Annotated in this window: 22 protein-coding genes and 1 pseudogene; 15 read left to right on the top strand and 8 right to left on the bottom strand. The window is 51.0% G+C overall.

Annotated elements, in window-relative coordinates:
* Positions 1–212: 212 nt before the first annotated feature.
* The 3 genes from htpX to ettA all read right to left on the bottom strand — a co-directional run bounded on the left by htpX (position 213) and on the right by ettA (position 4,186).
* Positions 213–1,052, bottom strand: coding sequence for a protease HtpX (htpX, locus tag NFC81_RS02660; protein ID WP_304995994.1), 840 nt, complete (start codon positions 1,050–1,052; stop codon positions 213–215).
* Between the two features lie 68 nt (positions 1,053–1,120).
* Positions 1,121–2,035, bottom strand: a complete 915-nt coding sequence (locus NFC81_RS02665; RefSeq protein WP_304995995.1) for a Ppx/GppA family phosphatase — start codon at positions 2,033–2,035, stop codon at positions 1,121–1,123.
* A gap of 495 nt (positions 2,036–2,530) precedes the next feature.
* Positions 2,531–4,186 carry an energy-dependent translational throttle protein EttA gene (ettA, locus tag NFC81_RS02670; RefSeq protein WP_304995996.1) on the bottom strand — a complete coding sequence of 552 codons (1,656 nt, stop codon included), beginning with the start codon at positions 4,184–4,186 and terminating at the stop codon, positions 2,531–2,533.
* Between the two features lie 330 nt (positions 4,187–4,516).
* Here ettA and glyA point away from each other — a divergent pair, with 330 nt between their 5' ends.
* Positions 4,517–5,779, top strand: a complete 1,263-nt coding sequence (gene glyA / locus NFC81_RS02675) for a serine hydroxymethyltransferase (RefSeq protein ID WP_304995997.1) — start codon at positions 4,517–4,519, stop codon at positions 5,777–5,779.
* A 138-nt stretch (positions 5,780–5,917) separates the two neighbouring features.
* The gene (locus NFC81_RS02680) at positions 5,918–7,315 is read left to right on the top strand and encodes an L-serine ammonia-lyase (protein WP_304995998.1); all 1,398 of its coding nucleotides are present in this window, start codon (positions 5,918–5,920) and stop codon (positions 7,313–7,315) included.
* A 224-nt stretch (positions 7,316–7,539) separates the two neighbouring features.
* On the opposite strand, the gene NFC81_RS02685 is transcribed toward NFC81_RS02680, so the two are convergent.
* Entirely contained in the window at positions 7,540–8,505 is a 966-nt protein-coding gene (locus NFC81_RS02685; protein WP_304995999.1) for an integron integrase, read from the bottom strand.
* A gap of 198 nt (positions 8,506–8,703) precedes the next feature.
* Between NFC81_RS02685 and NFC81_RS02690 the strand changes: the two genes are divergently transcribed.
* The 5 genes from NFC81_RS02690 (at position 8,704) to NFC81_RS02710 (ending at position 12,076) form a co-directional block, all read left to right on the top strand.
* Positions 8,704–9,456: an endonuclease/exonuclease/phosphatase family protein gene (locus tag NFC81_RS02690; RefSeq protein WP_304996000.1), complete on the top strand. Its 753-nt coding sequence runs from the start codon at positions 8,704–8,706 to the stop codon at positions 9,454–9,456.
* Between the two features lie 78 nt (positions 9,457–9,534).
* On the top strand, positions 9,535–9,867 hold the full coding sequence (locus NFC81_RS02695) for a hypothetical protein (protein ID WP_304996001.1): 333 nt from the start codon (positions 9,535–9,537) through the stop codon (positions 9,865–9,867).
* Between the two features lie 97 nt (positions 9,868–9,964).
* Positions 9,965–10,612 carry a hypothetical protein gene (locus NFC81_RS02700; RefSeq protein WP_304996002.1) on the top strand — a complete coding sequence of 216 codons (648 nt, stop codon included), beginning with the start codon at positions 9,965–9,967 and terminating at the stop codon, positions 10,610–10,612.
* A gap of 91 nt (positions 10,613–10,703) precedes the next feature.
* The gene (locus tag NFC81_RS02705) at positions 10,704–11,282 is read left to right on the top strand and encodes a hypothetical protein (RefSeq protein ID WP_304996003.1); all 579 of its coding nucleotides are present in this window, start codon (positions 10,704–10,706) and stop codon (positions 11,280–11,282) included.
* Between the two features lie 89 nt (positions 11,283–11,371).
* Complete coding sequence (locus tag NFC81_RS02710) at positions 11,372–12,076, top strand: hypothetical protein (RefSeq protein WP_304996004.1); 705 nt, start codon at positions 11,372–11,374, stop codon at positions 12,074–12,076.
* A 124-nt stretch (positions 12,077–12,200) separates the two neighbouring features.
* Here the strand turns inward: NFC81_RS02710 and NFC81_RS02715 are convergent.
* A protein-coding gene (locus NFC81_RS02715; RefSeq protein ID WP_304996005.1) for an IS3 family transposase occupies positions 12,201–13,381 on the bottom strand; the annotation gives its coding sequence in 2 pieces (ribosomal slippage) (positions 12,201–13,114 and positions 13,114–13,381; 1,182 coding nt in all).
* A 71-nt stretch (positions 13,382–13,452) separates the two neighbouring features.
* Positions 13,453–14,492 (bottom strand): annotated as a pseudogene (locus NFC81_RS02720) (IS3 family transposase); the annotation flags it as partial.
* A gap of 65 nt (positions 14,493–14,557) precedes the next feature.
* Here NFC81_RS02720 and NFC81_RS02725 point away from each other — a divergent pair.
* Entirely contained in the window at positions 14,558–14,935 is a 378-nt protein-coding gene (locus NFC81_RS02725) for a hypothetical protein (RefSeq protein ID WP_304996006.1), read from the top strand.
* A gap of 205 nt (positions 14,936–15,140) precedes the next feature.
* Here NFC81_RS02725 and NFC81_RS02730 read toward each other — a convergent pair whose 3' ends face one another.
* On the bottom strand, positions 15,141–15,851 hold the full coding sequence (locus NFC81_RS02730) for a DUF4386 domain-containing protein (RefSeq protein WP_304996007.1): 711 nt from the start codon (positions 15,849–15,851) through the stop codon (positions 15,141–15,143).
* Positions 15,852–15,966: 115 nt separating this feature from the next.
* On the opposite strand from NFC81_RS02730, the gene NFC81_RS02735 reads away from it, so the two are divergent.
* The 6 genes from NFC81_RS02735 to NFC81_RS02760 all read left to right on the top strand — a co-directional run bounded on the left by NFC81_RS02735 (position 15,967) and on the right by NFC81_RS02760 (position 20,303).
* The gene (locus NFC81_RS02735; RefSeq protein WP_304996008.1) at positions 15,967–16,878 is read left to right on the top strand and encodes an AraC family transcriptional regulator; all 912 of its coding nucleotides are present in this window, start codon (positions 15,967–15,969) and stop codon (positions 16,876–16,878) included.
* A gap of 40 nt (positions 16,879–16,918) precedes the next feature.
* The gene (locus NFC81_RS02740) at positions 16,919–17,182 is read left to right on the top strand and encodes a BrnT family toxin (protein ID WP_304996009.1); all 264 of its coding nucleotides are present in this window, start codon (positions 16,919–16,921) and stop codon (positions 17,180–17,182) included.
* Entirely contained in the window at positions 17,172–17,441 is a 270-nt protein-coding gene (gene brnA / locus NFC81_RS02745) for a type II toxin-antitoxin system BrnA family antitoxin (protein ID WP_304996010.1), read from the top strand. Before NFC81_RS02740 ends, brnA begins: the two co-directional genes overlap by 11 nt.
* A gap of 43 nt (positions 17,442–17,484) precedes the next feature.
* Entirely contained in the window at positions 17,485–17,898 is a 414-nt protein-coding gene (locus NFC81_RS02750; RefSeq protein ID WP_304996011.1) for a GFA family protein, read from the top strand.
* A 14-nt stretch (positions 17,899–17,912) separates the two neighbouring features.
* Positions 17,913–18,365 (top strand): GNAT family N-acetyltransferase, encoded by a 453-nt coding sequence (locus NFC81_RS02755; protein ID WP_304996012.1) that lies wholly within the window; start codon positions 17,913–17,915, stop codon positions 18,363–18,365.
* A gap of 192 nt (positions 18,366–18,557) precedes the next feature.
* Positions 18,558–20,303, top strand: a complete 1,746-nt coding sequence (locus NFC81_RS02760) for a Na/Pi cotransporter family protein (protein WP_304996013.1) — start codon at positions 18,558–18,560, stop codon at positions 20,301–20,303.
* 74 nt (positions 20,304–20,377) lie between these two features.
* Here the strand turns inward: NFC81_RS02760 and NFC81_RS02765 are convergent, their stop codons facing one another.
* A complete protein-coding gene (locus NFC81_RS02765) occupies positions 20,378–20,692 on the bottom strand; it encodes a YhbY family RNA-binding protein (protein ID WP_304996014.1) in 315 nt (104 codons plus the stop codon).
* Positions 20,693–21,094: 402 nt separating this feature from the next.
* Here NFC81_RS02765 and ftsH point away from each other — a divergent pair, with 402 nt between their 5' ends.
* Positions 21,095–23,107: an ATP-dependent zinc metalloprotease FtsH gene (gene ftsH / locus NFC81_RS02770; RefSeq protein WP_304996015.1), complete on the top strand. Its 2,013-nt coding sequence runs from the start codon at positions 21,095–21,097 to the stop codon at positions 23,105–23,107.
* Positions 23,108–23,194 lie beyond the last annotated feature (87 nt).

Genomic DNA, 23,194 nt, shown 5'->3' on the forward strand with positions numbered 1-23,194 from the left:
GATGTTACAGGGTTGCTTCTAACGGGGCGTTTGCAGCAAGGATGCTGCAAATGAGCCCCCATGGACAAATTCGTCAGGAACGAATTTGCATGACCAACGGGAGCCCGAAGGGTCAGACGCAGGGATGCGTCTGATAATCGGTTCACGGCGTCCCCGGAAGAAGCAACCCTGTAACATTGCTACCGAAAGAACCGTGTACCCTCGAAGAACCATTACATATTACGCAGTGCGGCGATCCGCGCATCCAACGACGGGTGCGTAGCAAACATATCAGACGCCTTACCCTTGATGCCGAATGCTGTCAGCTGGCCTTCCAACTGCGAATCCGCGCCGCCTTTCAGGCGTTGCAGCGCCGCAATCATCTTCTGTGGACCTACCAGGCGCGCCGCGCCAGCATCCGCACCGAACTCACGACGACGCGAGAACCAGTTCACCACCACACTCGCCAAGATGCCGAACACCACCTGCAAAGCCATTACCGTCATGAAATATGCGATGCCGCCTTGCTGGCCACCACGATTGATCACATTAGCAATAATGCGTGCAAAGTAGATCACAAAGGTGTTCATCACGCCTTGGATCAGCGTCAAGGTCACCATATCGCCATTGGCAATGTGACTAACCTCGTGCGCCAATACCGCTTCTTGCTCGTCACGTGTCATGCCGCGTAGCAGGCCCACACTCACGGCGACCAAGGCACTGTTGCGATTGGCACCCGTGGCGAACGCGTTCACTTCCTGTCCGCCGTAGATGGCGACGTCCGGCATGCCAATACCCGCTTGCTTAGCCAAGCGTGCCACGGTGTTGACCAGCCAACGCTCTTCTTCATTGCGCGGCTGCTTAATCACTTGCGCGCCGGTCGACTTAATCGCGATGAATTTAGACATCCACAGCGAAATGAATGACCCGCCCATACCGAAGAACAGAGCCATCACCAACAGGGCACCTTGCCCTTCAAGTTGAATGCCCAGCATCGGCAATACTATGGTCGTGAACACCCCGAAGGTAATCAGGATGGCAAAGTTGGTTAGCAGAAACAGCATAATACGCATAACGAAACCCTCAGACTGAAATCGAAACTGTGATCATGGATAGGAAATAAGGTCAGACGCGCTGGAAATCAAGCGCTTTGCAACATTTCTACAATCATGCCTTCGCGCAGTGCTCGGCCAGAAATGGTCATGTGTTCGACGTTCAGATAAGCAAACACCTCACTCATGATGGCGTAGCCGCCGGGGAAGACATGGGTGCGCCGCACATTCAAATTCAGCACCTGACTGAGCTGGTCGATGTTCTGCACTTGCCACAGAAGCGGCGATACGCGCTCTAAGCCGGATCGTGTGATGTCGCCGTTGGAGAGATGCAGTGAGCGCATCACCCAGCTCAGGCTTTTGGCGGTACCGGAAGAACCGACCGCGACGAGGTCGCTGGACGGGACTTGTTCAGCCGGAATGGCCTTGGTTAGCAAGCGCCGTACGTGTTCGCGTGCTTTGTTAAGGTGTGCTTGGGTAATGCGATTGGCTTGAAAGTAGGCCGCCGAAAGAGACGCACTACCCACATCAAGGCTGACGGCTAGCTCGGTGGTGCCGCCATGGCCAATGATGATTTCCGTACTGCCACCGCCAATGTCGACGACCAAGCGATTGGATTGCGGTAGACCCCAGGTTGCGCCCAAATAAATCAGTCGCGCTTCTTCCTCACCCGTAACAATCTCGATGGGAAGCCCCAAAGCCTGTTCAGCGTCTTTAATAAAGTCGGCGTTCTGGCGCAGGGTACGAAAGGCACTGGTGCCCACCACGCGCACTTTCTGCACACTGTGTTGGGCTAAGCGCTGGCGGATGTCGTTTAGGCAGCGTAGCGCCCGACGGCGAGCCTCCGGACGTAACTGGTGATGTTCGGGGTTTATGCCGCTGGCCAAACGCACAATTTCTCGGTAACCATCGACGGTAACTAGGTTACTGTCGTGGCGACGCATGATCACGAGGTGGAAGGAATTGGCTCCCAGATCAATGGCCGCATATAACTCGTCTGACATAGCGAGATATCAAAAAATACTTGAGGACAAAATATAACAGTTCGAGCGGGAAATAAAGCAGGCTGTTATGTGTGTTGGGCTGGAGCGAAGTAGAGCAGAGGCCAGTAGCGATGAAAAAACGAGCGGTTAAAAACCCGACCATCCATGGTCTGGCGCGATCTATCCGATAGAGGGGTCCGTAACTCAACTTGTCCTTGCCAATCCGTAGGCGATGGTCCTAGCTCTCCATGCGTCGAGTTGCGAACACTTTACGCACTATATCTGTGCTGAGTGATGGCGAAATACCGACACTGCTTGTAAGACATATCCTACAAGGCAGTGAAAGTGTGACCCCGTTCTCGAAGTGGTTGTCGGTTGGGAACCTTTAAAAACCCAAGAGGCGAAAAGCTGGCTAGGCAAAAATGTCCGAGAACGCGCAGTTTACCGTGTGTAAATGAGCATTTTGAGGACATTTTTAACAACGCCAGCTTGAGAAAAAAGGTTTTTGGTGGCTTCCTATTGCAGACGCTTATACTTGATCCGCTTCGGCCCATGATCCCCGGTACGCTTGCGATAATCCGCCTCGTACTCAGTGAAGTTACCATCAAAGAAGGTCACTGCACTGTCGCCCTCGTACGCCAGAATGTGCGTCGCTACACGGTCAAGGAACCACCGGTCGTGCGAGATCACAATGGCGTTGCCAGGGAAGGCTAACAGCGCTTCTTCCAATGCGCGCAGCGTTTCAACGTCCAAGTCGTTGGTCGGTTCGTCAAGCAACAGCACATTGCCGCCGCTCTTTAACAGCTTGGCAAGGAACAAGCGGTTGCGCTCACCGCCCGACAAATCCTTCACGCGCTTCTGCTGGTCGCCGCCCTTAAAGTTAAAGCGGCCCAAATAGGCGCGTGACGGAATTTCGTAGGTGCCTACCTGAATGATGTCCAGTCCGTCAGAAATTTCTTCCCACACCGACTTGCTGTCGTCCAACTCACGCATCTGCCCGACATGCGCGATCTGCACGGTTTCGCCAATACGAATAGAACCGCTGTCTGGCTGCTCTTGTCCGGTAATCATCTTGAACAGTGTCGACTTACCCGCACCGTTACCACCGATCACCCCAACAATGCTGCCGGGCGGCACCACAAAGTTCATGTCATCAACCAACAGCTTTTCGCCGTAGGCTTTCGATACGTTATTGACCTCAATCACCACATCACCCAAACGCGGGCCAGGTGGGATGTAGATTTCGTTGGTTTCGTTGCGCTTTTGGAATTCACGCGAGCTCAACTCATCAAACTGCTTCAAGCGCGCCTTCGACTTGGCTTGGCGACCCTTGGCGTTCTGGCGTACCCACTCCAACTCGGACTTAACGGCTTTATCGTGTGAAGCCTGCTGCTTCGACTCTTGCTGCAAACGGGCTTCTTTCTGTTCCAGCCACGAGGAATAGTTGCCTTCCCATGGAATGCCATGCCCACGGTCAAGTTCCAGAATCCAACCGGCCACGTTGTCTAGGAAGTAGCGGTCGTGCGTGATGGCGACCACGGTGCCTTTGTATTCGTGCAGGAAGCGCTCTAACCAAGCCACACTTTCGGCGTCCAAGTGGTTGGTTGGCTCATCGAGCAACAGCATGTCGGGGTTCGACATCAACAAGCGGCACAATGCTACGCGGCGACGCTCACCACCCGACAGGTGTTCTACGTTGGCGTCCCAAGGCGGTAAGCGCAGCGCATCGGCGGCGACTTCCAGCTTGCGGTCCAAATCATGCGCATCCGACGTAGCCAGAATCGCTTCCAAGCGGTTTTGCTCCGCCGCCAAGGCGTCGAAATCAGCATCAGGCTCAGCGTACGCAAGGTACACCGCATCCAGCTTGGTTTGTGCTTCTTTGATGTCGTTCAGTGCTTCTTCGACGATCTCGCGCACGTTTTTGGTCGGGTCGAGTTCGGGTTCCTGCGGCAGGTAACCGATGTTCAAGCCCGGTTGTGGCCGCGCCTCGCCGATGAAGTCTTGGTCAACACCGGCCATAATACGCAGCAGCGTCGACTTACCCGAGCCGTTGAGACCCAAAACGCCGATCTTCGCGCCAGGGAAGAAGCTGAGGGAAATGTCTTTCAGAATTTCTTTCTTCGGTGGGACAACCTTGCCCAACCGGTTCATGGTGAATACGTACTGTGCCATCGGAATGCCTTTCGAGTGCTAAAAATCAGATGGGCGCCATTATAGAGTATTGGGGTGCAAATCATAGGTGGGGCGCGAAGTGTCTCCCTCAACAAAAAAACTTGGACAACCGCCAAATAATACTCAGGTGACAGCAGTACGCGTAGCCGCTTAAATGCTCCACAGAATAAATGCCGACCTGAGCTGCTAGGAACTGATTAGCTTTAGCGGGGACGCCGTGAACACGTGCCTGTGGGCTCGGATGCGACCGTCCAGGTCGCATACGCCCCTTTAAAGCTAATCAGTTCCTAGCAGTTCAGGCCTGAAGACATACTACACAGGAGATAATCAATGTTTACTAAAGATATGAACATCGCCGATTACGATGCCGACTTGTGGGCCGCTATTGAAGGCGAAACCCAACGGCAGGAAGAGCACATCGAATTGATTGCCTCCGAAAATTACACCAGCCCCCGCGTCATGCAGGCTCAGGGCTCACAGCTCACCAACAAATACGCCGAAGGCTACCCCGGTAAGCGCTACTATGGCGGCTGCGAACACGTAGACGTGGTAGAAGAACTGGCCATCGAACGCGCTAAAAAACTGTTCGGCGCAGCCTTCGCTAACGTACAGCCGCATTCCGGCTCACAAGCCAACGCCGCCGTATTCATGGCACTGTGTAAGCCTGGCGACACCGTATTGGGCATGAGCTTGGCACACGGCGGCCACTTAACACACGGTGCAGCGGTATCGTTCTCTGGTCGTATTTATAATGCCGTTCAGTATGGCTTGAACGCCGAGACGGGCGAGATCGACTACGACGAAGTTGAGCGCCTGGCGCTGGAACACAAACCACGCATGATCATCGCCGGTTTCTCCGCGTATTCACGCATTGTTGATTGGGCGCGTTTCCGTGAAATTGCCGACAAAGTCGAGGCTTACTTGTTTGTCGATATGGCGCACATCGCTGGCCTGGTGGCTGCAGGCGTTTACCCAAGCCCCATGCCGTTCGCTGACGTTGTTACCACCACCACGCACAAAACGTTGGGTGGCCCACGTGGCGGCCTGATTTTGGCGCACGACAACGAAGACCTGAACAAAAAGCTGAACTTCGCCGTATTCCCTGAAAGCCAGGGCGGCCCGTTGATGCACGTCATCGCTGGTAAAGCCGTGTGCTTCAAAGAAGCCATGGAAGACAGCTTCAAAACCTATCAGCAGCAAGTGGTTGCCAACGCGCGCGCCATGGCCGATGAGTTCCAGAAGCGTGGCATCAACATCGTCTCTGGCGGCACCGACGACCACCTGTTCTTGGTCGATTTGATCGGCAAAGAATACACCGGTAAAGACGCCGACGCCGCATTGGGCGAAGCCAACATCACCGTGAACAAGAACGCCGTACCGAACGACCCACGTTCACCGTTCGTCACCTCTGGTTTGCGTATCGGCACGCCGTCCATCACCCGCCGTGGTTTTGGTGAAGCGGAAAGCCGTCAGTTGACCGGCTGGATCTGCGACATTTTAGACGGCTTGGAGAAAGGCGACGCCACCGCAGCCATTGCTGATGTAAAAGGCAAAGTCCTGAAAATCTGCGCGGATTTCCCGGTCTATCGGTAAATACCTCTGAGTCCTACATGCCGTTCTCTAGGAACGGTATGTAGGGTTTACACCCCGCCCAACTTCTTCTCTCTCTGATATTTGCTCCAATTCTCGCCAGCCACCATTCTACTAACAATCAATCTTTGGAACGTCGATATGGAACCCTATTCAGTTCAATCGCTGTTTAAAGTTGGCTTGGGCCCGAGCAGCTCACACACCCTTGGGCCAATGCGCGCGGCGGAGCGCTTTCAAGCCGACCTGGTTAAGGACAAACTGCGTGAGCAAGTCGTTCGAGTGCGCGTCACGCTCTATGGGAGCTTGGCACTGACTGGCAAAGGCCACCACACCGACCGCGCCATCGTTATGGGGTTGTGTGGCTTAGATGCCGCCACGGTTGACCCCGATACCGCACGCGATGCTTGGGACTTCGTGCGCCGCACCGGCAACTTACCGCTGCCCGGTGGCCTAGCCATACGCTTTTCGCCGTCCTACGATATTGAATTCCAAGGCGATACCTTTTTACCCGCGCACCCCAACGCCATGCGCTTTGCAGTGTACGACGTAAAAGGCCAAGAGCTGGTGGCCGAAACCTGGTTCTCGGTCGGTGGCGGTGCCATCGCCCAGACCACCAAACTCGCCGACCCCGAACAAGACATGTTGGCCGACTTTCCAGATCATCGAACCACTCCTTATAGCAACGCCGCAGAACTGCTGGAGCAGTGCGGAAGTACCGGTAAATCCATTGCGGAAGCCGTGTTAGACAATGAAGTCGCCATGGGCTTCTCGCGTGACTCCGTGCTGACGTGGGCCAATACCATCGCTGCCACCATGCGCGACTGCTGCCAACGTGGGCTTGAAGCACCGGAAGGCATGTTAGAAGGCGGCTTGGGCGTACGCCGCCGTGCTCCCCACCTGTGGGCGCAATGCCACGACACCGCCATGGACGACCCCTTGGCCGCCATGGACTGGCTGACCGTCTACGCCTTAGCAGTTAACGAAGAAAACGCCGCCGGGCACCGCGTAGTAACCGCGCCCACCAACGGCGCAGCGGGTGTGATTCCGTCCGTTATGATGTATTGGCAAAACCAAATGAAGGTAGAGATTAAAGGCGACTTAAGCGCCACCGAAGTGTTCTTGCTCACCGCCTCAGCCGTTGGCTGGTTGTACAAACGTAATGCGTCTATTTCTGCTGCAGAAGTCGGGTGCCAAGGCGAAATCGGTGTCGCCAGTTCTATGGCCGCCGCAGGCCTGTGTGCCGTATTGGGTGGCACGCCGGGGCAAATAGAACACGCCGCAGAGATCGCCATGGAACACCACTTAGGCTTAACCTGCGACCCTGTCGGCGGACTGGTACAAATACCCTGCATAGAGCGCAACGCCGTAGGCGCAGTGAAAGCAGTACAGGCCGCACGGCTCGCCTTACGCAGCCCAGAAACACACCGCGTCAGCTTGGATGAAGTAATGCAAACCATGGCGCAGACCGGCGCAGACATGAGCCAGCACTATAAAGAAACCGCGATGGCGGGGTTGGCCGTAAACGTGGTGGTGTGCTGACACCACCAACAAAAAACATTGCATCCCCCAGCAACTTCTACTACAAATAACACAACAACCCGCGCGGCATTCAACGCCGCGCAGCGCGAATGTGCCACGTATACGGACGGGCGGTAGCCAATAATTCAGCGTTAGTGTTTTCTAATGATCAGCCCCGTATCGTATACCGTAGGAGCGCAGCCCTCTGCGCGAACAATCTAACGGCCTTTACACTTCGAAAATCATTAACTGGCAATAGCATCTAAAGGACTTGTTAGCCCCGCAAAATGCTGACCCAGCACATGAGTATAAATCTGCGTTGTTGAAACGTCTGTATGACCGAGTAGCTCTTGTACAGTTCTAATGTCCCTACCATTTCTTAGAAGCTCTGTGGCGAAACTGTGACGAAACGTATGGCATGAGATCCGTTTGTTAGATAGCTTTGCAGCCGAGACAGCTTTTTTCAGCGCCTTTCTGGGTACTGAATCATGCAAATGGTGGCGACACAGCATTCCGGTGATTGGGTGCTTACAAATATTGCTAGACGGGAACAAAAACATCCAAGCAGGTTGCCGATAGGCAGAAGGATACTTCTTTGCCAGCACATCAGGGATAGAAGGGCCAACACCCTTTGTATTGTCTAACTCTTGCAAGGCCAGTGCATCAGCAATTGCGCCTTTGGTGCTTTCATGGAGAGCAGGGCTAAAAACCGTAACTCTGTCCTTTGCTCCCTTGCCATCTCGTACAGTTATTGAGCCGCCCGTAAAATCGATGTCTTTTACCCGCAATCGAAGACACTCAGTAATACGTAGCCCGGAGCCGTAAAGAAGCGAGAAAATCAGTTTATCTCTACCCGTCATTTCCTTGAGGATGCTAGCAACCTCAGGTGCCATAAGCACTTCAGGCAATCGCTGTGGCTTGGAAGCATACTTAAATTCCAAGTCTCCTAATGGCTGCTTAAGGAACTGGTTATACAGATAGGCTAATGCGTTCAGAGCTATGCGTTGAGTGTTAACAGCTACGTTCCGTTCGGATGCGAGGTACTCGAGAAACTGAACGACTTCTGTGGCTCCCATTTCACCGGGATGCCGACACTTGTTGTAGCGGATGAAGTTACGTATCCAGTAGATGTAGGTTTTCTCAGTTCGCATACTCATCCCGCGAACACGAATAGAGGTACGGACTTCATTGAGGAATGGGCTACTCGCCATGAGGTAAAACTCCTTTTTACTGTATGGATAAACAGTATAATCAGGTTTTCTTCCGGTGCAATGCGTGTTTTTCTGGAGCCTATTTTGAAGGAAAGTGAATTTTCCTTAATAAAATCAGATGGTTGCACGCATTTTCTGTGAATGGCTTCTCTGGAAAAACGCGCATGCGCACTAATAAACTGTTAACTGTCTCTATCTATGAAAGTTGTAACCTGGAACTGTAATGGAGCACTTAGACGAAAGCTTGCAGAAGCAGATAGCTTGCGAGCTGATGTCTTGGTGGTTCAGGAGTGTGAAGACCCTGCGTTATCGACCCCCGCATATAGAGAGTGGGCTGGTTCTTACCTGTGGGTGGGCGAGTCAAAAAATCGTGGCATCGGCATTTTTCCACGAAACGGTCATCGAGTTGAAAAGTTAGATTGGAGTGGCAGCTTTTCCGTCCCTGGGCTGTTCAGCAAAAGTGAAACGCTGAATTGGAGCACGGAAGATCTCAGGCTTTTTCTCCCTTTCACTATCAACAGAGATTTCACTGTGCTGGCCGTCTGGACGAAGGGCCGCAATGAAGAAGCATTTGGCTACATGGGGCAATTCTGGAAGTACCTTCAGATTCACCGTGATGATCTTAGCGGGCCAAAGACAGTCATTCTCGGCGATTTTAATAGCAATGTGCGCTGGGATAAGCCGGATCGCTGGTGGAATCACTCAGACGTAGTTGCTGAGCTCGGAGATATGGGTTTCAAGAGCCAGTATCATCGAGTCTTCGAGGAAGAGCAGGGTAGTGAAAGCAATCCAACATTTTTCTTGCAGCGGAACCGCGAGAAGGCTTATCACATTGATTATGTTTTTACCTCGTCAGACTTTGCCGAAGAATGTAATTTGCAGGTTGGTCAGCACGACGAGTGGATTTCAATAAGTGACCACGTGCCGTTGACGTTGAGCATCAACAGTTAACAATCGGCTGCACAGCGACCGATTTTCCGCCGCTTCGCGGCTCCAAACCGGCGCGTGAGCCGGGCGTTAGGCATCTCAATGAACTTAGATGAGTTAGTAAACTCCGTGCCTGAAACTGATCTTAGAGAAAATCTCTCTCGCTGGGTCGAAGAGTGGAAGCAAGATGATAAAGATATTGAGAAACTCGCATATCTAATTGGCAAATGGCATGGAAATGTTTGGTTTCAAGATGCGGATGCTTCAAACAAGTTCCACTCTGAATTTCAAAGTTTCAAAAGTGTCGCAATAGATAATATTGGGGGCTTAACATTAAACGAACGGCTGTATTGGTTTGGGCTTTTTGATGTATGGAACAGTGGCAATGAAACTACACGTAATCGCTTGCGTAGCAAACTCCATGCAAATGCCTAACAAGGCGCTATTGTCGCCGCATGCGCGGCTAGGACGGCTTACGCTGCGCTCCAGCCGCCCCAAAGCTTTGCGTTAGCGCACCATAGAGGCGAGTTTCGTGGAAGAATTTCTGTCACAAAATGCGAGCGCGATTTTCGGCCTAGCAGGTGCTTTCCTTGGCGGTCTGCTGTCTTTTATAGCTTCGTGGATGATAAAGAATAGAGAGTATTCACTGCGCATATGGCAAATGCTGCTAGACCGCCGGATAAAAGCGCATGAGAACCTGATTAGTCTCGCTATGGAAATGCGGGTGATGGTCAGCCTAGGTAGAGAAGAAAACGGAGAAGTTGTACGCGCACCACAAGTACTGATTTCACGTGAAGAATTTGAAGCATGGTTTACTCGCTTTTCGCAATTGACTCAAGAGGGAAGCACTTGGCTTACGACAGAGGCAAAACGAGAGGTCAATTTTGTTCAGGATTACTTGGTAACCCTCCATACCAACTTAGCCAGTGTCCCGAGTGAAAGGTTTTTGCCAATTGGAAAAGTCATTAGACAAGATTTTATAGAGCTATCCTCTGCACTTGAGAAAACCGCTTATGACTACTTTGAAAATCAGATAAGAAAAAGAAAGCTGTCGAGATTGGGCGATTGGCACAAATATCCGAGAGAACACACTGAGTCGCGGCTGGCTCATACAGATTTGTTATCCAATTGGGATTCGGTGCAAGAGGCCGCAAGCGGTGATGGATCGGAACAGCGCTAACAAGTGGGTGAAGCTGACCGGTACTACGCTGCGCTCCGTCACGGCAGCTTACCCAGGGCGTTAGTTGCCCAATATTCCAACAGAGAGATATATGGATAAAGTGATCGAATTACTGTCAACAAGCCAAACGCTTCAATGGCTAATGGTTGGTCTAATTGTATTGATATTAGCCATGCTTTTGACTTTTTTTGTTCAATACAACATCGATAGGGCTAAAGGAAGGCACGCTAAGTTTTTATGGTTTGAGGTAAATGTTGTTCCAGCTCAGCCGGCACAAGAGGAACAGCCAGTAGGCCCCCCACCGAACATCAATGGCAAGAATATCAATACGGGTCAGAACTATGGAGAGATTGGTGACAAGTACACTGGGCTAAAACAGCGTGAGGTTACACAGGGTGACGTGCAGTTCCTGAGTCGAGAGATTGAGAAATTCACCAAGCTATACGCAGACAAATTAAATCGGTCTCACATCACGTTGGGTTATCCGGGGTGCAAAGAGACAACGAATTTGGCTAACCAAATTTATCCCATACTGAAAAGTATGGGCTTCAATAAGATTGAGCTATGTACGTTGCAAACATTTGGCGTGGTTGGAAGAAAGTTCGGCGTTTCAAACGCTCCTGACAACTCAATGATGATAGAGATATTTTCGCCAGACAACGTCGAATAGCAACTAACCAGAAATTCCAGCGGAACAAATTTCGCTGCGCAAAATTTGTCCGCTGAATTGGACGTTATACCTCCAAGGAGTTCTGAGTATTGTCGAAGAATGAAGGATTAATTGAGAGTATTGAAGGGAAAATCAAGCGAATTTATGCGCTTGAAGAATCTGTTCGTAAGTACATAAATACAACACGCTACCAAAATGATCTGATAAAGAATTCTGATAATTGGAATCAGATCTGTAGCTCGCTTGATACTATAGGAGATACGCTATATTCGCAGCATGACTATTTGAATGCTGAATATCCTAATAGCGACGGACTAAAGTACATATTTACTTACGGTCTGCTTCAAGCGCTCTTTATTCAGCAGGACGCAATGCGTCATTTGTCAGAGTCTTTCTATATACAGTTTGAATTAACAGACCGTCTCAAAGAAATTCGAACTTTGCGCAACGCCTCAATTGGTCACCCAACCAAGAATAAAGTCAAAGGAACCACCTATTACAATTACATATCAAGAATGAGTCTCTCAAAGAGCGGATTTACTTTAATGCGAAGCTTTGACCAAGGAAATGATGAGTTCATTGATGTTGAAATATATCCAATAATCCATGATCAATTACAAGATATAGAAGCAAGCTACAAGCTATTGGCAGAGACGCTCGAGGAAGCAGACAGAATGCATAGAGAAAAATACAAAGACAGCTTACTCTCAGATATATTCCATTCCTCAATGATATACACGTTCAGTAAAGTAGCGGAAGGTATTCATTCTCCCCATAGCATGAATCGCCACTAGCATGCTAGACACTTTCCAGCCTCTCATTGTAACGCTTCTCATACTCTACCGGTGACAGCAGATCATTGGAATTGTGTCGGCGCACCGGGTTATAAAACAACTCAATGTAGTCGAAGTGTAGTGGTCAAGTAAAACTGGCCACCGGTTTATAGTTAATCCAGTAGTTTTCCTCAGCCTGATTCGGACTCATTCCCTTGTTGTGCTGATGCGGCCGAAGTTGACTGTAATATCCAATCAAATATTTCACGATGTGATGCTCTGCTTGCATGAATGAGCGGTATCCATAAGTAGGCACCCATTCGACCTTTAAGCTTCTAAAGAACCGCTCCATCGGCGCATTGTCCCAGCAGTTCCCTCGTCGGCTTAAACTTTGTTTGATCTGGCATGCCCACAGCGTTTGGCGAAACCTGCGGCTTGTATAATGGCTGCCTTGATCACTATGGAACATAACACCTTTAGGACGTCCACGGCTCTCATAGGCCATGTTCAGCGCATTACGGGTCAGTTCACTGTCCGGCGATAGCGACATCGCCCAGCCCACTGGCTTTCGCGCAAATAAATCAATGACAACGGCCAGATAAGCCCAGCGGTTGCCGGTCCAGATGTACGTGACATCGCCACACCAAACGCGGTTTGGCGCTTCAACGTTAAACTGGCGGCCTAGATGGTTCGGTATTTCAACATGTTCATCACCTGTTTTCTTGTATGTGTGACCGGGTATTTGGCAACTGATTAGCCCCAGATTCTCCATCAGGCGTCCAGCACGATAGCGGCTAAGTGGCACGTCCTGAGTTGTTGCCATCTCGGCGATGCTGCGTGCTCCTGCAGACCCTTCGCTGTCGCGAAATAGCTCTTTAACCTTCGCAATTTCCTTGGCCTTTCTGATACACATCGGTCTTTTTGAACGCTGTAGCCAGTATCTGAAGCTGCTGCGATGTACGCCGAATACATCACACAGCTTTTTGACCGGGTAGCTCGTCTTGAGTTTCTCGATCAGCGAGAAGTGTTCAGGGAGTCCGACATCAAGAGAGCGGTAGCCTTTTTTAGTATGTCTTTTTCCATTTCAATATCCCGAATGCGCTTTTCGAGCTCACGGATTCTAAGCTGATCAGGCGTCATCGGGGTTGCTTTAGGGCTCTGTCCATCGCGTTCTTGGCGTAGCTGTCGAACCCATTTATCCATGGTCGAATGGCCAACGCTCATGGCCTCAGCAGCCTCTCGAACTGTGTAGTTTTGATCGACAACCAATTGAGCGGCTTCGAGTCGGAATTCGGGACTAAAATTACGTTTGGGTCTTGTTGCCATACTGTCACCTAATTGCTTCTTGGTGCATGATAACACCTCTAATTAGGTGGCCAAATTCACTATGCCACTACAAAGATGTCGACTCGAGCCTCTTCTCTTGTCGTATATATCCTGCGCCTGATTCGTTCCCGCTTCAGTAGCTGGAAAAAGCTTTCTGCCACCGCATTGTCATGGCAGTTCCCGCGACGACTCATGCTGCCGACTAAGTTATGTGCTGTTAAAAACTCACCCCAATCATGGCTCGTATATTGGCTTCCTTGGTCTGAATGCACGATGACCTCTCTTTTAGGCCTTCGTCGCCATACGGCCATCAGCAACGCATCAAGAGCCAGTTCTTTAGTTATCCTGGCACCCATCGACCAGCCGATGATACGGCGCGAAAACAAATCCATTACTGCACCCAAGTACAGCCAGCCTTCGTGTGTTTTGATGTATGTGATGTCCGTTACCCATGATTGGTCAGGGCCGGATGGATTAAATTGCCGATCCAGTACATTGGCCGTAACAACATGTGCCAGCCCCTTATGAGCCCTTGGTTTTCTATATCCAACTTTGGCTTCGAGTCCCGCGCCTTTCATTAGACGATGCACTCGGTTAATACCACAAGGCTGTCCAACATCCTGCAAGTCACGATGGATCTTGCGATAGCCGTACACACCACCTGATTCCAGCCAAAATTGTTTGATTTGACCGGTCAGACGTTCATTAGCCTTTTGTCGCAAAGACTTCGGGTCCCGAAGCCATGCGTAGTACCCGCTGGGATGCACATCAAGCAACCAGCACAAACGCCTAATGGGGTGGCTGGCCTGATGTTGCTTAATAAAGACGTACCTTACTCGGGGTGGCTTGCGAAGTACGCCGCGGCTTTTTTTAACAAGTCGCGCTCTGAAGTAACACGCTGGAGCTCCTTCTTCAGACGACGGATCTCAGCCGCTTCTTCTGACTCTTGTTGATGCTGCTGAGCACTCGGGCCAAAGCGTTTGATCCATGCATACAGGCTGTGCGTTGTTGTGCCCAAGCGTTGTGCGACATCAGCAACACTGTGGCCAGCAACAGTGACTTGTTTAACCGCTTCAATCTTAAATTCATCAGGGTAACGTTTGTGACTCATAGACACCTCTTTTTCAGTCATTTTCTCTAACTGTTAGGTGTCTAGCAAATTAGTGGCGATTCACATTGATCTTTGCTTCCATTTTCAGTAGCCAGGTTTACGCTGATAGTTGTACTGCTGAAATTGAAAAAACAACGTCTGAAATGACTTTTGGCCAAATCATTGAGCTAGTTGAAAATGAAATAGAAGGCGACGACTCCTTCATCCAAGCGTTGAAGTCTTTTGGAACCATAGTCGATTTTGGGCAAGGTAGGCAGTTCTATCGCTCGAACAGCCAGTTCTACCGTGAAACGGCATACTTCAATGGTGGTGTTCTAGAGGGCGAGTATATTGGTGTAGTCTTCAGTGGCACGTTAAGCCCCAGTTCGCCTTTTGGTTTGTTTATCGGTTTCGATATCAAAAGTTGTAAGCTGAGGTCGGTCTCGTTGGACTTGCCTTTGTAATGTTTTAGCGGGGCAAGATCACGTTTTGCACCGCAGTGTATCGTCAGCTTTTAGATAAGGAATCATTCAAGGTTCTCGATTCAGCTAATGAAGCGAGTCTAAGGCGGTCATTTCGACAAATCTCTGGTATGACATTGGGGCAATACCGTAAAGGGTTGTGAGGGCGTCCTTTACGCCCTCGCACGTTCGAACCTAAACATTGACCCTAAGAGGTAGCCTCTCGCCGGGCATCGTCAGCCCTGATGGCCCGCTTCAACCCCCACCACAATAACCAGCCAATCAACAAAACCTCGCCAATAAAGGTGATGCTGGCGATGTTCAGGCCATACTGAGCAAGCAGCACCGAGCCTAGGGTGTCGATCAGGTAGCCAAGCCCTGCGATGACAACCAGCGCGCCGAGCAGTGACGGTAGCAAGTTGGTTCGAATGATCAGGTACCCAAGAACAATCAGGTGAAAGCCGAAAATACCCAAGCCGAAATTGAATACGGTGAAGAAGCCGTTGAACGTATGTTGGACTAGCAAGCGCCATTCCGGGCTGTTGGGTGCTGGTGCTTGAAGCAAGCTGAGTACCTCGACCAGCGACGCTGTTGCAAACAGCAAGGCGGCGGTATAAACGAGGCGGAACCACGCAGCGAGCAGCGACAGATGTGAGTTCGCGGGCGAGAAAAAGCCGTGCAGCGCCCACGCCAAGACGATGTCCAACACGGCGACGACAAAGAAAATCAGTATGCTGATTCGAAACATGGCCTCGGAAGCCTGCAATAAGTTGATTTGGGCCACGGTATCTCCAGTCGCTTGGATTGGTTCCAAGACAACAAAGAAGGCAATGGGTGCCAATACACCCATGGCCAACAAGGCGACTGCGGCGATGATGGCAGCCCGTTTTTGATCTATGGATACTTTCGAATTTAGCATGGTTTTGATCCTGTCTGATGCGCAGTGGGGTATCTATAGCCATGCATCTTAGAGTGTTAGACCGAGCCGTTTTTGATAATTTGTGCGGTAGGGCTATTGGCGGCGGACTCCAGCAATGACGGGTTATCAGAATTACGGATTTTTGCAGGCGTTGGTGGACGACATCGAAACAAACCTTGCCGATGAGGTGAGCGTTTTAGCGCTGTCCGAGCGCAGTGGGTTGTCGCCTTGGCATTTCCAGCGGTGGTTCAAAAGTCTGATCGGTGACACCCTTGGCTCTTACATTCGGGGGCGGCGTTTGACGCGTGCCGCTCAACTGTTGCTAGACACTGATATGGGCATCATCGATATCGCGGTCAGTGTGGGTTTCGGTTCGCACGAAGCCTTCACCCGCTCGTTCAAGGCCTATTTTTCAATGTCGCCGAAGGCTTTTCGACAGGAGCGTCCGGCTGTCCGTTTGAACAAGAAGCCCATTCTGGGCGAGCAGTTGTTGCATCACATCGCCCACCGTGTGGCACGCGAGCCCGTCATTCAGGTGCGTCCGGCTCTCAGTATTGTGGGGTTTGAAACTAAGATTCCGTCGCCCTTTGTGACCGACGAGCCCAGTTGTTTTCTGATGCAGCCCGCTTGGATGCGTTTGTTCGAGCAGGAGGAGGCTGTCTTAGGTGGTGTCCCCAAAACCTATTATGGCATAACACTGAGTGAATCAGGTCGATTCACCGAAAGCGAACTTACGCACCTAGCCGCGATTGAGACAAAAAACCCTGATAATGCACCGGAGGGGATGACCGCTCTGCAGTTGCCAGAACAGCGGGTCGCCATGTTCAATGTCTCTGGTTTGGATGCGGAAGGCGTTAACCGCACCATCGACTTCATCTATGGCTACTGGCTGCCGAATTCCGGTTATCGCCGGGGCGAGGGCAGCGATTATGAGTTGATGGAGCGGGTGGAGCAGTTTTCGTCTTCGACGGAGTCAAAGTATGTCATTCCATTGAGTGATGGAAAGGAGCTAGATCGCTCGATTTAGTGTTCTTGTTAATTGAGTAAAAAAGGAATAATTTATACTCATGTCTGACTTTGAGTTCGATAATGGAAAAAGCCAAGCTAATTTGGAAAAGCATGGGATCGACTTCCTAGACGCTCAGGCGCTCTGGAGTGATCCCGACCTTCTGGAAATTCGGGCCAGATCCGATGACGAGCTTCGCTTTTTGGTCGTAGGGCTTATTGGCTCAAAACATTGGTCTGCCGTCGTCACCTACCGAAATGATGTCATTCGTATCATTTCTGTGAGGCGATCACGCAAGAAAGAGGTAGAGCTTTATGAAAGCTAAAGATTTCGATAGTAAGTTTGATCAGGACCAATCAGATGTGATTGAAGATTTGGATCTGACGTCGGCGCGTCGTGTCAATCAACAACAAAAACGCATTAATGTTGATTTTCCGTCTTGGGTGGTCGAGTCGTTAGATCGAGAAGCGGCACGTATCGGCGTGACACGGCAATCAATCATTAAGGTTTGGCTGGTTGAACGCTTGCAAGCGGAAGCGTCCAACAAACGAACTAGTGGTGATAGCACTAACGGCGCTCATTAGTACCGTGCAGTCCAACGCGTTGTGGGATATCAGGGGTAGATAAATGGCGGTAAATTTAAGCGAAGTCGATGGCGTACCGATTAAGCCAAAGCACAAGGCGGTTTGCCATTGTGGGTCGGTGGAGATTGAGTTAGATCTGCCTAGTGGGCTGGTTGACGTTCGTCGGTGTGATTGTTCACTGTGTCGCCGCAGGGGAGCGATAGTAGCGTCAGTTCCTCTGGCTGGAATTCGAATTGTGAAAGGTGAAAGCATCTTGAAGCTCTACCAGTTCAACACAAAAACGGCAAAGCACTATTTTTGCAGTAACTGTGGGATCTACACTCATCACCAACGGAGGTCTAACCCTTCGCAGTATGGCTTCAATGTCGCTTGTTTGGAGGGAATAAATCCTTTGAAAATAGCGAATGTGCCGACCTATGACGGAGTTAATCATCCTGCTGACAGTCAAAGCACTTAGTTGAACCATCAGACATGATTGAAATCAACATTCGACCAGCACTGCCCTCTGACTTTGTAGATATTCAATCGTGCGCACAAAGTGCTTATGCAAAGTACGTCGAACGCATGGGCAGAGAGCCTGCGCCAATGCACGCCGACTTCGCTACCCAGATTGCACATGGATGGGTGGTAGTTGCAGTCTGCGAGGCCGGATTAGCGGGCTATATCGTCTTCTATTTCAAGAACGATCACGCCCATATCGAGAATGTCGCTGTATCGCCGGAGTTCAGCGGCCACGGCATTGGAAAGCGCTTGCTTGAACATGCTGAACGCGCTGCCCAAGACGTTGGGTGTGTCGCAGTTGAGCTTTACACCAACGAGGCAATGACAGAGAACTTGGCGATGTACCCGAAGCTTGGTTACATCGAAGTGGAGCGCAGGCGTGAAGACGGCTTTAGCCGGGTATTTTTCCGCAAACAGGTGTGAGTGGCCGGAGGCTCCCAGTGCAAGGTGAAGGACTTCGAGCAATACCCCCTAGTCTTAGTCATTATTTCATTTTTATTACAGTCTAACTAAACGTATAATGCCGCCGTCGTTTTCGACTGCACAAAATTTGGCCTGCTCAGTCGGTGGATGCTTGCTTCTGACCCGCTGCTCGGCACAACTAGGGCATTATGTATGAGTTATTCGTTGTTTGATTTTCTCCAGCTTATCGGTTCGTTGGGGATTTTTATTTTTGGTATGAAGATCTTTAGCGAAGGCCTGCAGAAGATCGCGGGACATCGCCTGAAGGGTATTCTGAGTGGCATGACCCGAAACCGTGCTGTCGGTGTGTTGACGGGGTTTGGCACGACGGCCATTACTCAGTCTTCGACTACCACCACCGTTATGGCGGTGAGTTTCGTGAATGCGGGGCTGCTGACGTTTATGCAGTCTACGGGCGTGATCATGGGTGCCAACATTGGTACGACGATCACTGCGTGGATGGTTTCTCTGTTCGGCTTCAAGTTCCAGATTACCCCGATTGCGGTTGCCGTTATCGGGGTATTTTTTGCCTTCTTGTTTTCCAACAACAGCCGCTTGCGGAACATCGCAGAGGCCATGGTGGGCTTTGGTATCCTGTTCATCGGCCTTGATTTCATTAAAGGCGCGGTGCCGGACATCAACAGTAACCCGGCCATGTTGGCGTTCTTAGATGGTTTCAGTGAGTACGGTTACTTTTCGCTGATGCTGTTTGTGGTGGTTGGTGCGGTACTGACCCTGTTAACCCAGTCATCGTCGGCGGCGACCACCATCACCTTGGTGATGCTGTTTGAGGGTTGGATATCCTTCCCCATTGCGGCAGCCATGATTTTGGGTGAGAACATCGGTACCACCGTCACGGCCAATATTGCGGCTCTGGTGGGTAACGTGCATGCGAAACGAGCGGCTAGGTTCCACTTTTTGTTCAACATTGTGGGTGTGATTTGGATGATGATCGTCATCTATCCAGTGTTGCATACCATCGATTGGGTGATTCAAGCAGCAACGGGCAGTGCCGTTTCTGTTTTCGACCCCTCCGCCGGTGCGCGTGCCAATGCTACGTTGGCGGTGTCCTTGTTCCATACGACATTCAATGTGCTGAATGTGGTGCTGTTGTTTGCCTTTGTGCCCTATTTGATTCGCTTTGTGGAGTACATTCAGCCGGATCGCGGTTCGCCGGAAGACTTCCATCTGCGTTACATTGGCATGGGCATGATGACCTCGCCCGGGATCGCTATTGCGCAGGCGCAGAAAGAAATTCAACACTTTGCCGGGGTGGTGGAGAGCATGCACGGTTCGGTACATGAGCTGCTGTTTGATCCCGACGCTTCGCGTACCAAGTTAATGGAGCGCATTCAGAAGCAAGAAGAAGCCACCGACCAGTTGGAGATTGAAATCTCCGATTACCTGGTGCGCATCAGCGAGCACACGAACCTTGAGCATTGGATGACCGAGCGTATTCGCTATATGCAAACCATGATCAATGACATGGAGCGCATTGCGGACATCTATTATCAAGTGTCGAAGCTTGCGGAGCGTATGAAGGAGACAGATTCTGTCTGGCCTGAAGACGCCATGAGCGAGATGAAAGAAATGATGGGTGCCTTGCAGGAAGCCATTAAGGCCATGCACCTGAATACCGCACGCGAGCCTGATCAGGTCAGCTTGAAGGAATCCATTCGCCTTGAAGATGCCATTGACAAGCTGCGTGACGACTATCGCTCTACACACTACACGCGTTTGGAAAACGGTGTGTACACGCCGCGCTCCGGGGTGATCTTTATTGATATGCTGAACCGCTTGGAGCGTATTGGTGATCACGTGCTGAACGTGAATGAGTCGGCATCCGGTCGACGCTTAAGATCGATGCGTTTAGACGGCGGTAAGACAACCGCTAGCTAGGTGACACTAAAAAGCCCCACTCCGCGTTAGCAGGGTGGGGCTTTCGTCGTTTTAGGTGTATTGCTTTCGCGTAATTAGATTTTGCTATGTCGGGCAATGTTCGACAGCTTTGGATTGGCCTGTCTATTGGCTTTATAGAGCAAAGTAATTTTACCGATTCGAGTGACCTCTTCACACTGTGTGTGCGTAACAATGTAGTCGACGATGGCTTGACGGTCGTCACGTTCACCAGCGGCTAATTTTACCTTGATTAATTCGTGATCATTCAAGGCCCGGCGTAACTCTTCCAGAACGGTGTCTGTGATGCCGTTAGCGCCGATGGTGACGACGGGTTTAAGGTCGTGGCCAATGCCGCGGAAGCGTTTTTTCTGGTCGTTCGATAAAGCCATATGAAGCCGTGCCTATGGTGAAATGCGGTAGTAAATGAAATAATTAACGCTATTGTACTGTGTATTTTGCAGGAAGCCGAGCCTAGGGCACTGAAAACTGCGCTACGAGCGGTGTTTTTGATCCCTAGGGCTGGGTACTGTGTCAAACAATTGCAAATTGATGGTCGGGACTTCATGCTGAGCGATAAGCTGTTGCGTATCTGGTCTGCATGGTCGCCTTGTTTTTTTTGATCCAGACCCCAGTATGTGGGTATGTCGAATATAAGCCTCGCGGGCACGGTCAAACAAACCCCTCGTGGTAGTGAAAAAGGGTTCAACAGTTGACCATCCAGTGACTACACATTGGGGTTTTTTATTGAGTAGGTGCCTTGCCGGGCTTATCAGGAGTGCGAAGTAAACGATATGGCTAAGAATTTAATCTTGTGGATAGTGATCGCCGTGGTGCTGCTGTCGGTGTTCAACAGCTTCCCGTCCGGGCAGCCTAGTCAAGACATCACCTATTCGCAATTCATGACGCAGGTTCAGAACGACCGCGTTGAGCGGGTGACTATTTCTGGCACGAAGATCGAAGGCGTGCGCCGCGATGGCTCGCGCTTCACGGCCACAAGCCCGTATTTGATTGTGCAGCAAGATTTCATTGAAAACTTGATGGACAATGGTGTCGACGTAGAGGCGCGCCAGCCCGAGCAACAAAGTATCTGGTCGCAGTTGCTGGTCGCCAGTTTCCCGATTCTGTTGATTATTTTGGTGTTCCTGTTCTTTATGCGGCAGATGCAGGGAGGGGCTGGCGGTAAAGGCGGCCCAATGAGCTTTGGTAAGTCCAAGGCCAAGCTGCTCAGTGAAGACCAAGTGAAAACCACTTTTGCCGATGTCGCTGGTGTTGAAGAAGCCAAAGACGACGTGGCCGAGTTGGTGTCCTTCCTGCGTGATCCCGGTAAGTACCAGCGTTTGGGCGGTACTATCCCACGCGGCGTGCTCTTGGTGGGCCCGCCGGGTACTGGTAAAACCTTGCTGGCCAAAGCTATTGCGGGTGAAGCCAAGGTGCCGTTCTTCTCTATTTCCGGTTCTGACTTCGTTGAAATGTTCGTCGGTGTGGGTGCGTCTCGTGTCCGCGACATGTTCGAGCAAGCGAAGAAACAGGCGCCTTGCATCGTCTTCATTGACGAAATCGACGCAGTAGGCCGTAGCCGTGGCGTGGGTATCGGTGGCGGCAACGACGAGCGTGAGCAGACATTGAACCAGTTGCTGGTTGAAATGGACGGTTTCGAAGCGAACGATGGCATCATTATTATCGCAGCCACTAACCGCCCAGATGTACTCGACCCTGCGTTGATGCGTCCTGGTCGTTTTGACCGTCAAGTGGTGGTGGGCTTGCCCGATATTCGTGGCCGTGAGCAAATCCTTAAAGTACACATGCGCAAAGTGCCGTTGGGCGACACGGTTGAACCTAAAATCATCGCGCGTGGTACGCCGGGCTTCTCAGGTGCTGATCTTGCGAACTTGGTGAACGAGGCGGCATTGTTTGCGGCGCGTGGAAACAAGCGTTTGGTGAGCATGGAAGAATTCGATCGGGCGAAAGATAAGATCATGATGGGTGCTGAGCGCAAGTCCATGGTGATGTCCGAGAAAGAAAAGATCAACACGGCGTACCATGAGTCCGGGCACGCCATTGTGGGTCGTTTAGTGCCCGCACATGACCCGGTGTATAAAGTGAGTATCATTCCGCGTGGTCGCGCACTGGGTGTGACCATGTTCTTGCCGGAAGAGGATCGTTACAGTCTCAGTAAAGAAGGATTGGAAAGTCAGATCTGCTCGTTGTATGGCGGGCGCCTGGCCGAAGAGCTGATCAATGGTATGGATCAGGTGACCACCGGTGCTTCTAATGACATTGAGCGTGCGACCAAGTTGGCGCGTAACATGGTGACCAAATGGGGCTTGAGTGAAAAGCTGGGTCCGTTGATGTACGAAGAAGAGCGTCAGGACTATTTAGGCAGCAGTCAGGCCTCTGGTGCTTTCTCTGGTGAGACGGCGAAGGCCATTGATGCTGAAATTAAAGATATCTGCACGCGTTGTTATGAGCGTGCCAAGCAGCTGTTGGTCGAGAATCGTGACAAGCTGGAAATGATGAAAGACGCCTTGATGGAATATGAAACCATTGATTCAGGGCAAATTGACGACATTATGGAAGGCAAGAAGCCACGTAAGCCGGCTGATTGGGACACATCTGCTGCTACACAAGCGCGTGCTGAAAAAGAAGCGCGAGCAAAAGCTGCTGCTGAAGGTCGTGATTACGATGAAGAGCAGGAGCAAGCGGCCAAGAATAAGTCTCAGCCAGAACCTGAGGCTGTGAATGAGCGGGATGATACGCCGTCTGGCGAGCCTATGGATGAAGATTCTGATCGTCCGCGCTCGTGATTGACCAGCAATAAAGCGTTGTAAAAAGGCGGCTAAGAGCCGCCTTTTTTACGTCCGAGGGCGGGGCGTGTGCTGGCAGTACGGGGT

This window comes from Salinispirillum sp. LH 10-3-1, assembly GCF_030643825.1.
Lineage (GTDB): Bacteria > Pseudomonadota > Gammaproteobacteria > Pseudomonadales > Natronospirillaceae > Salinispirillum.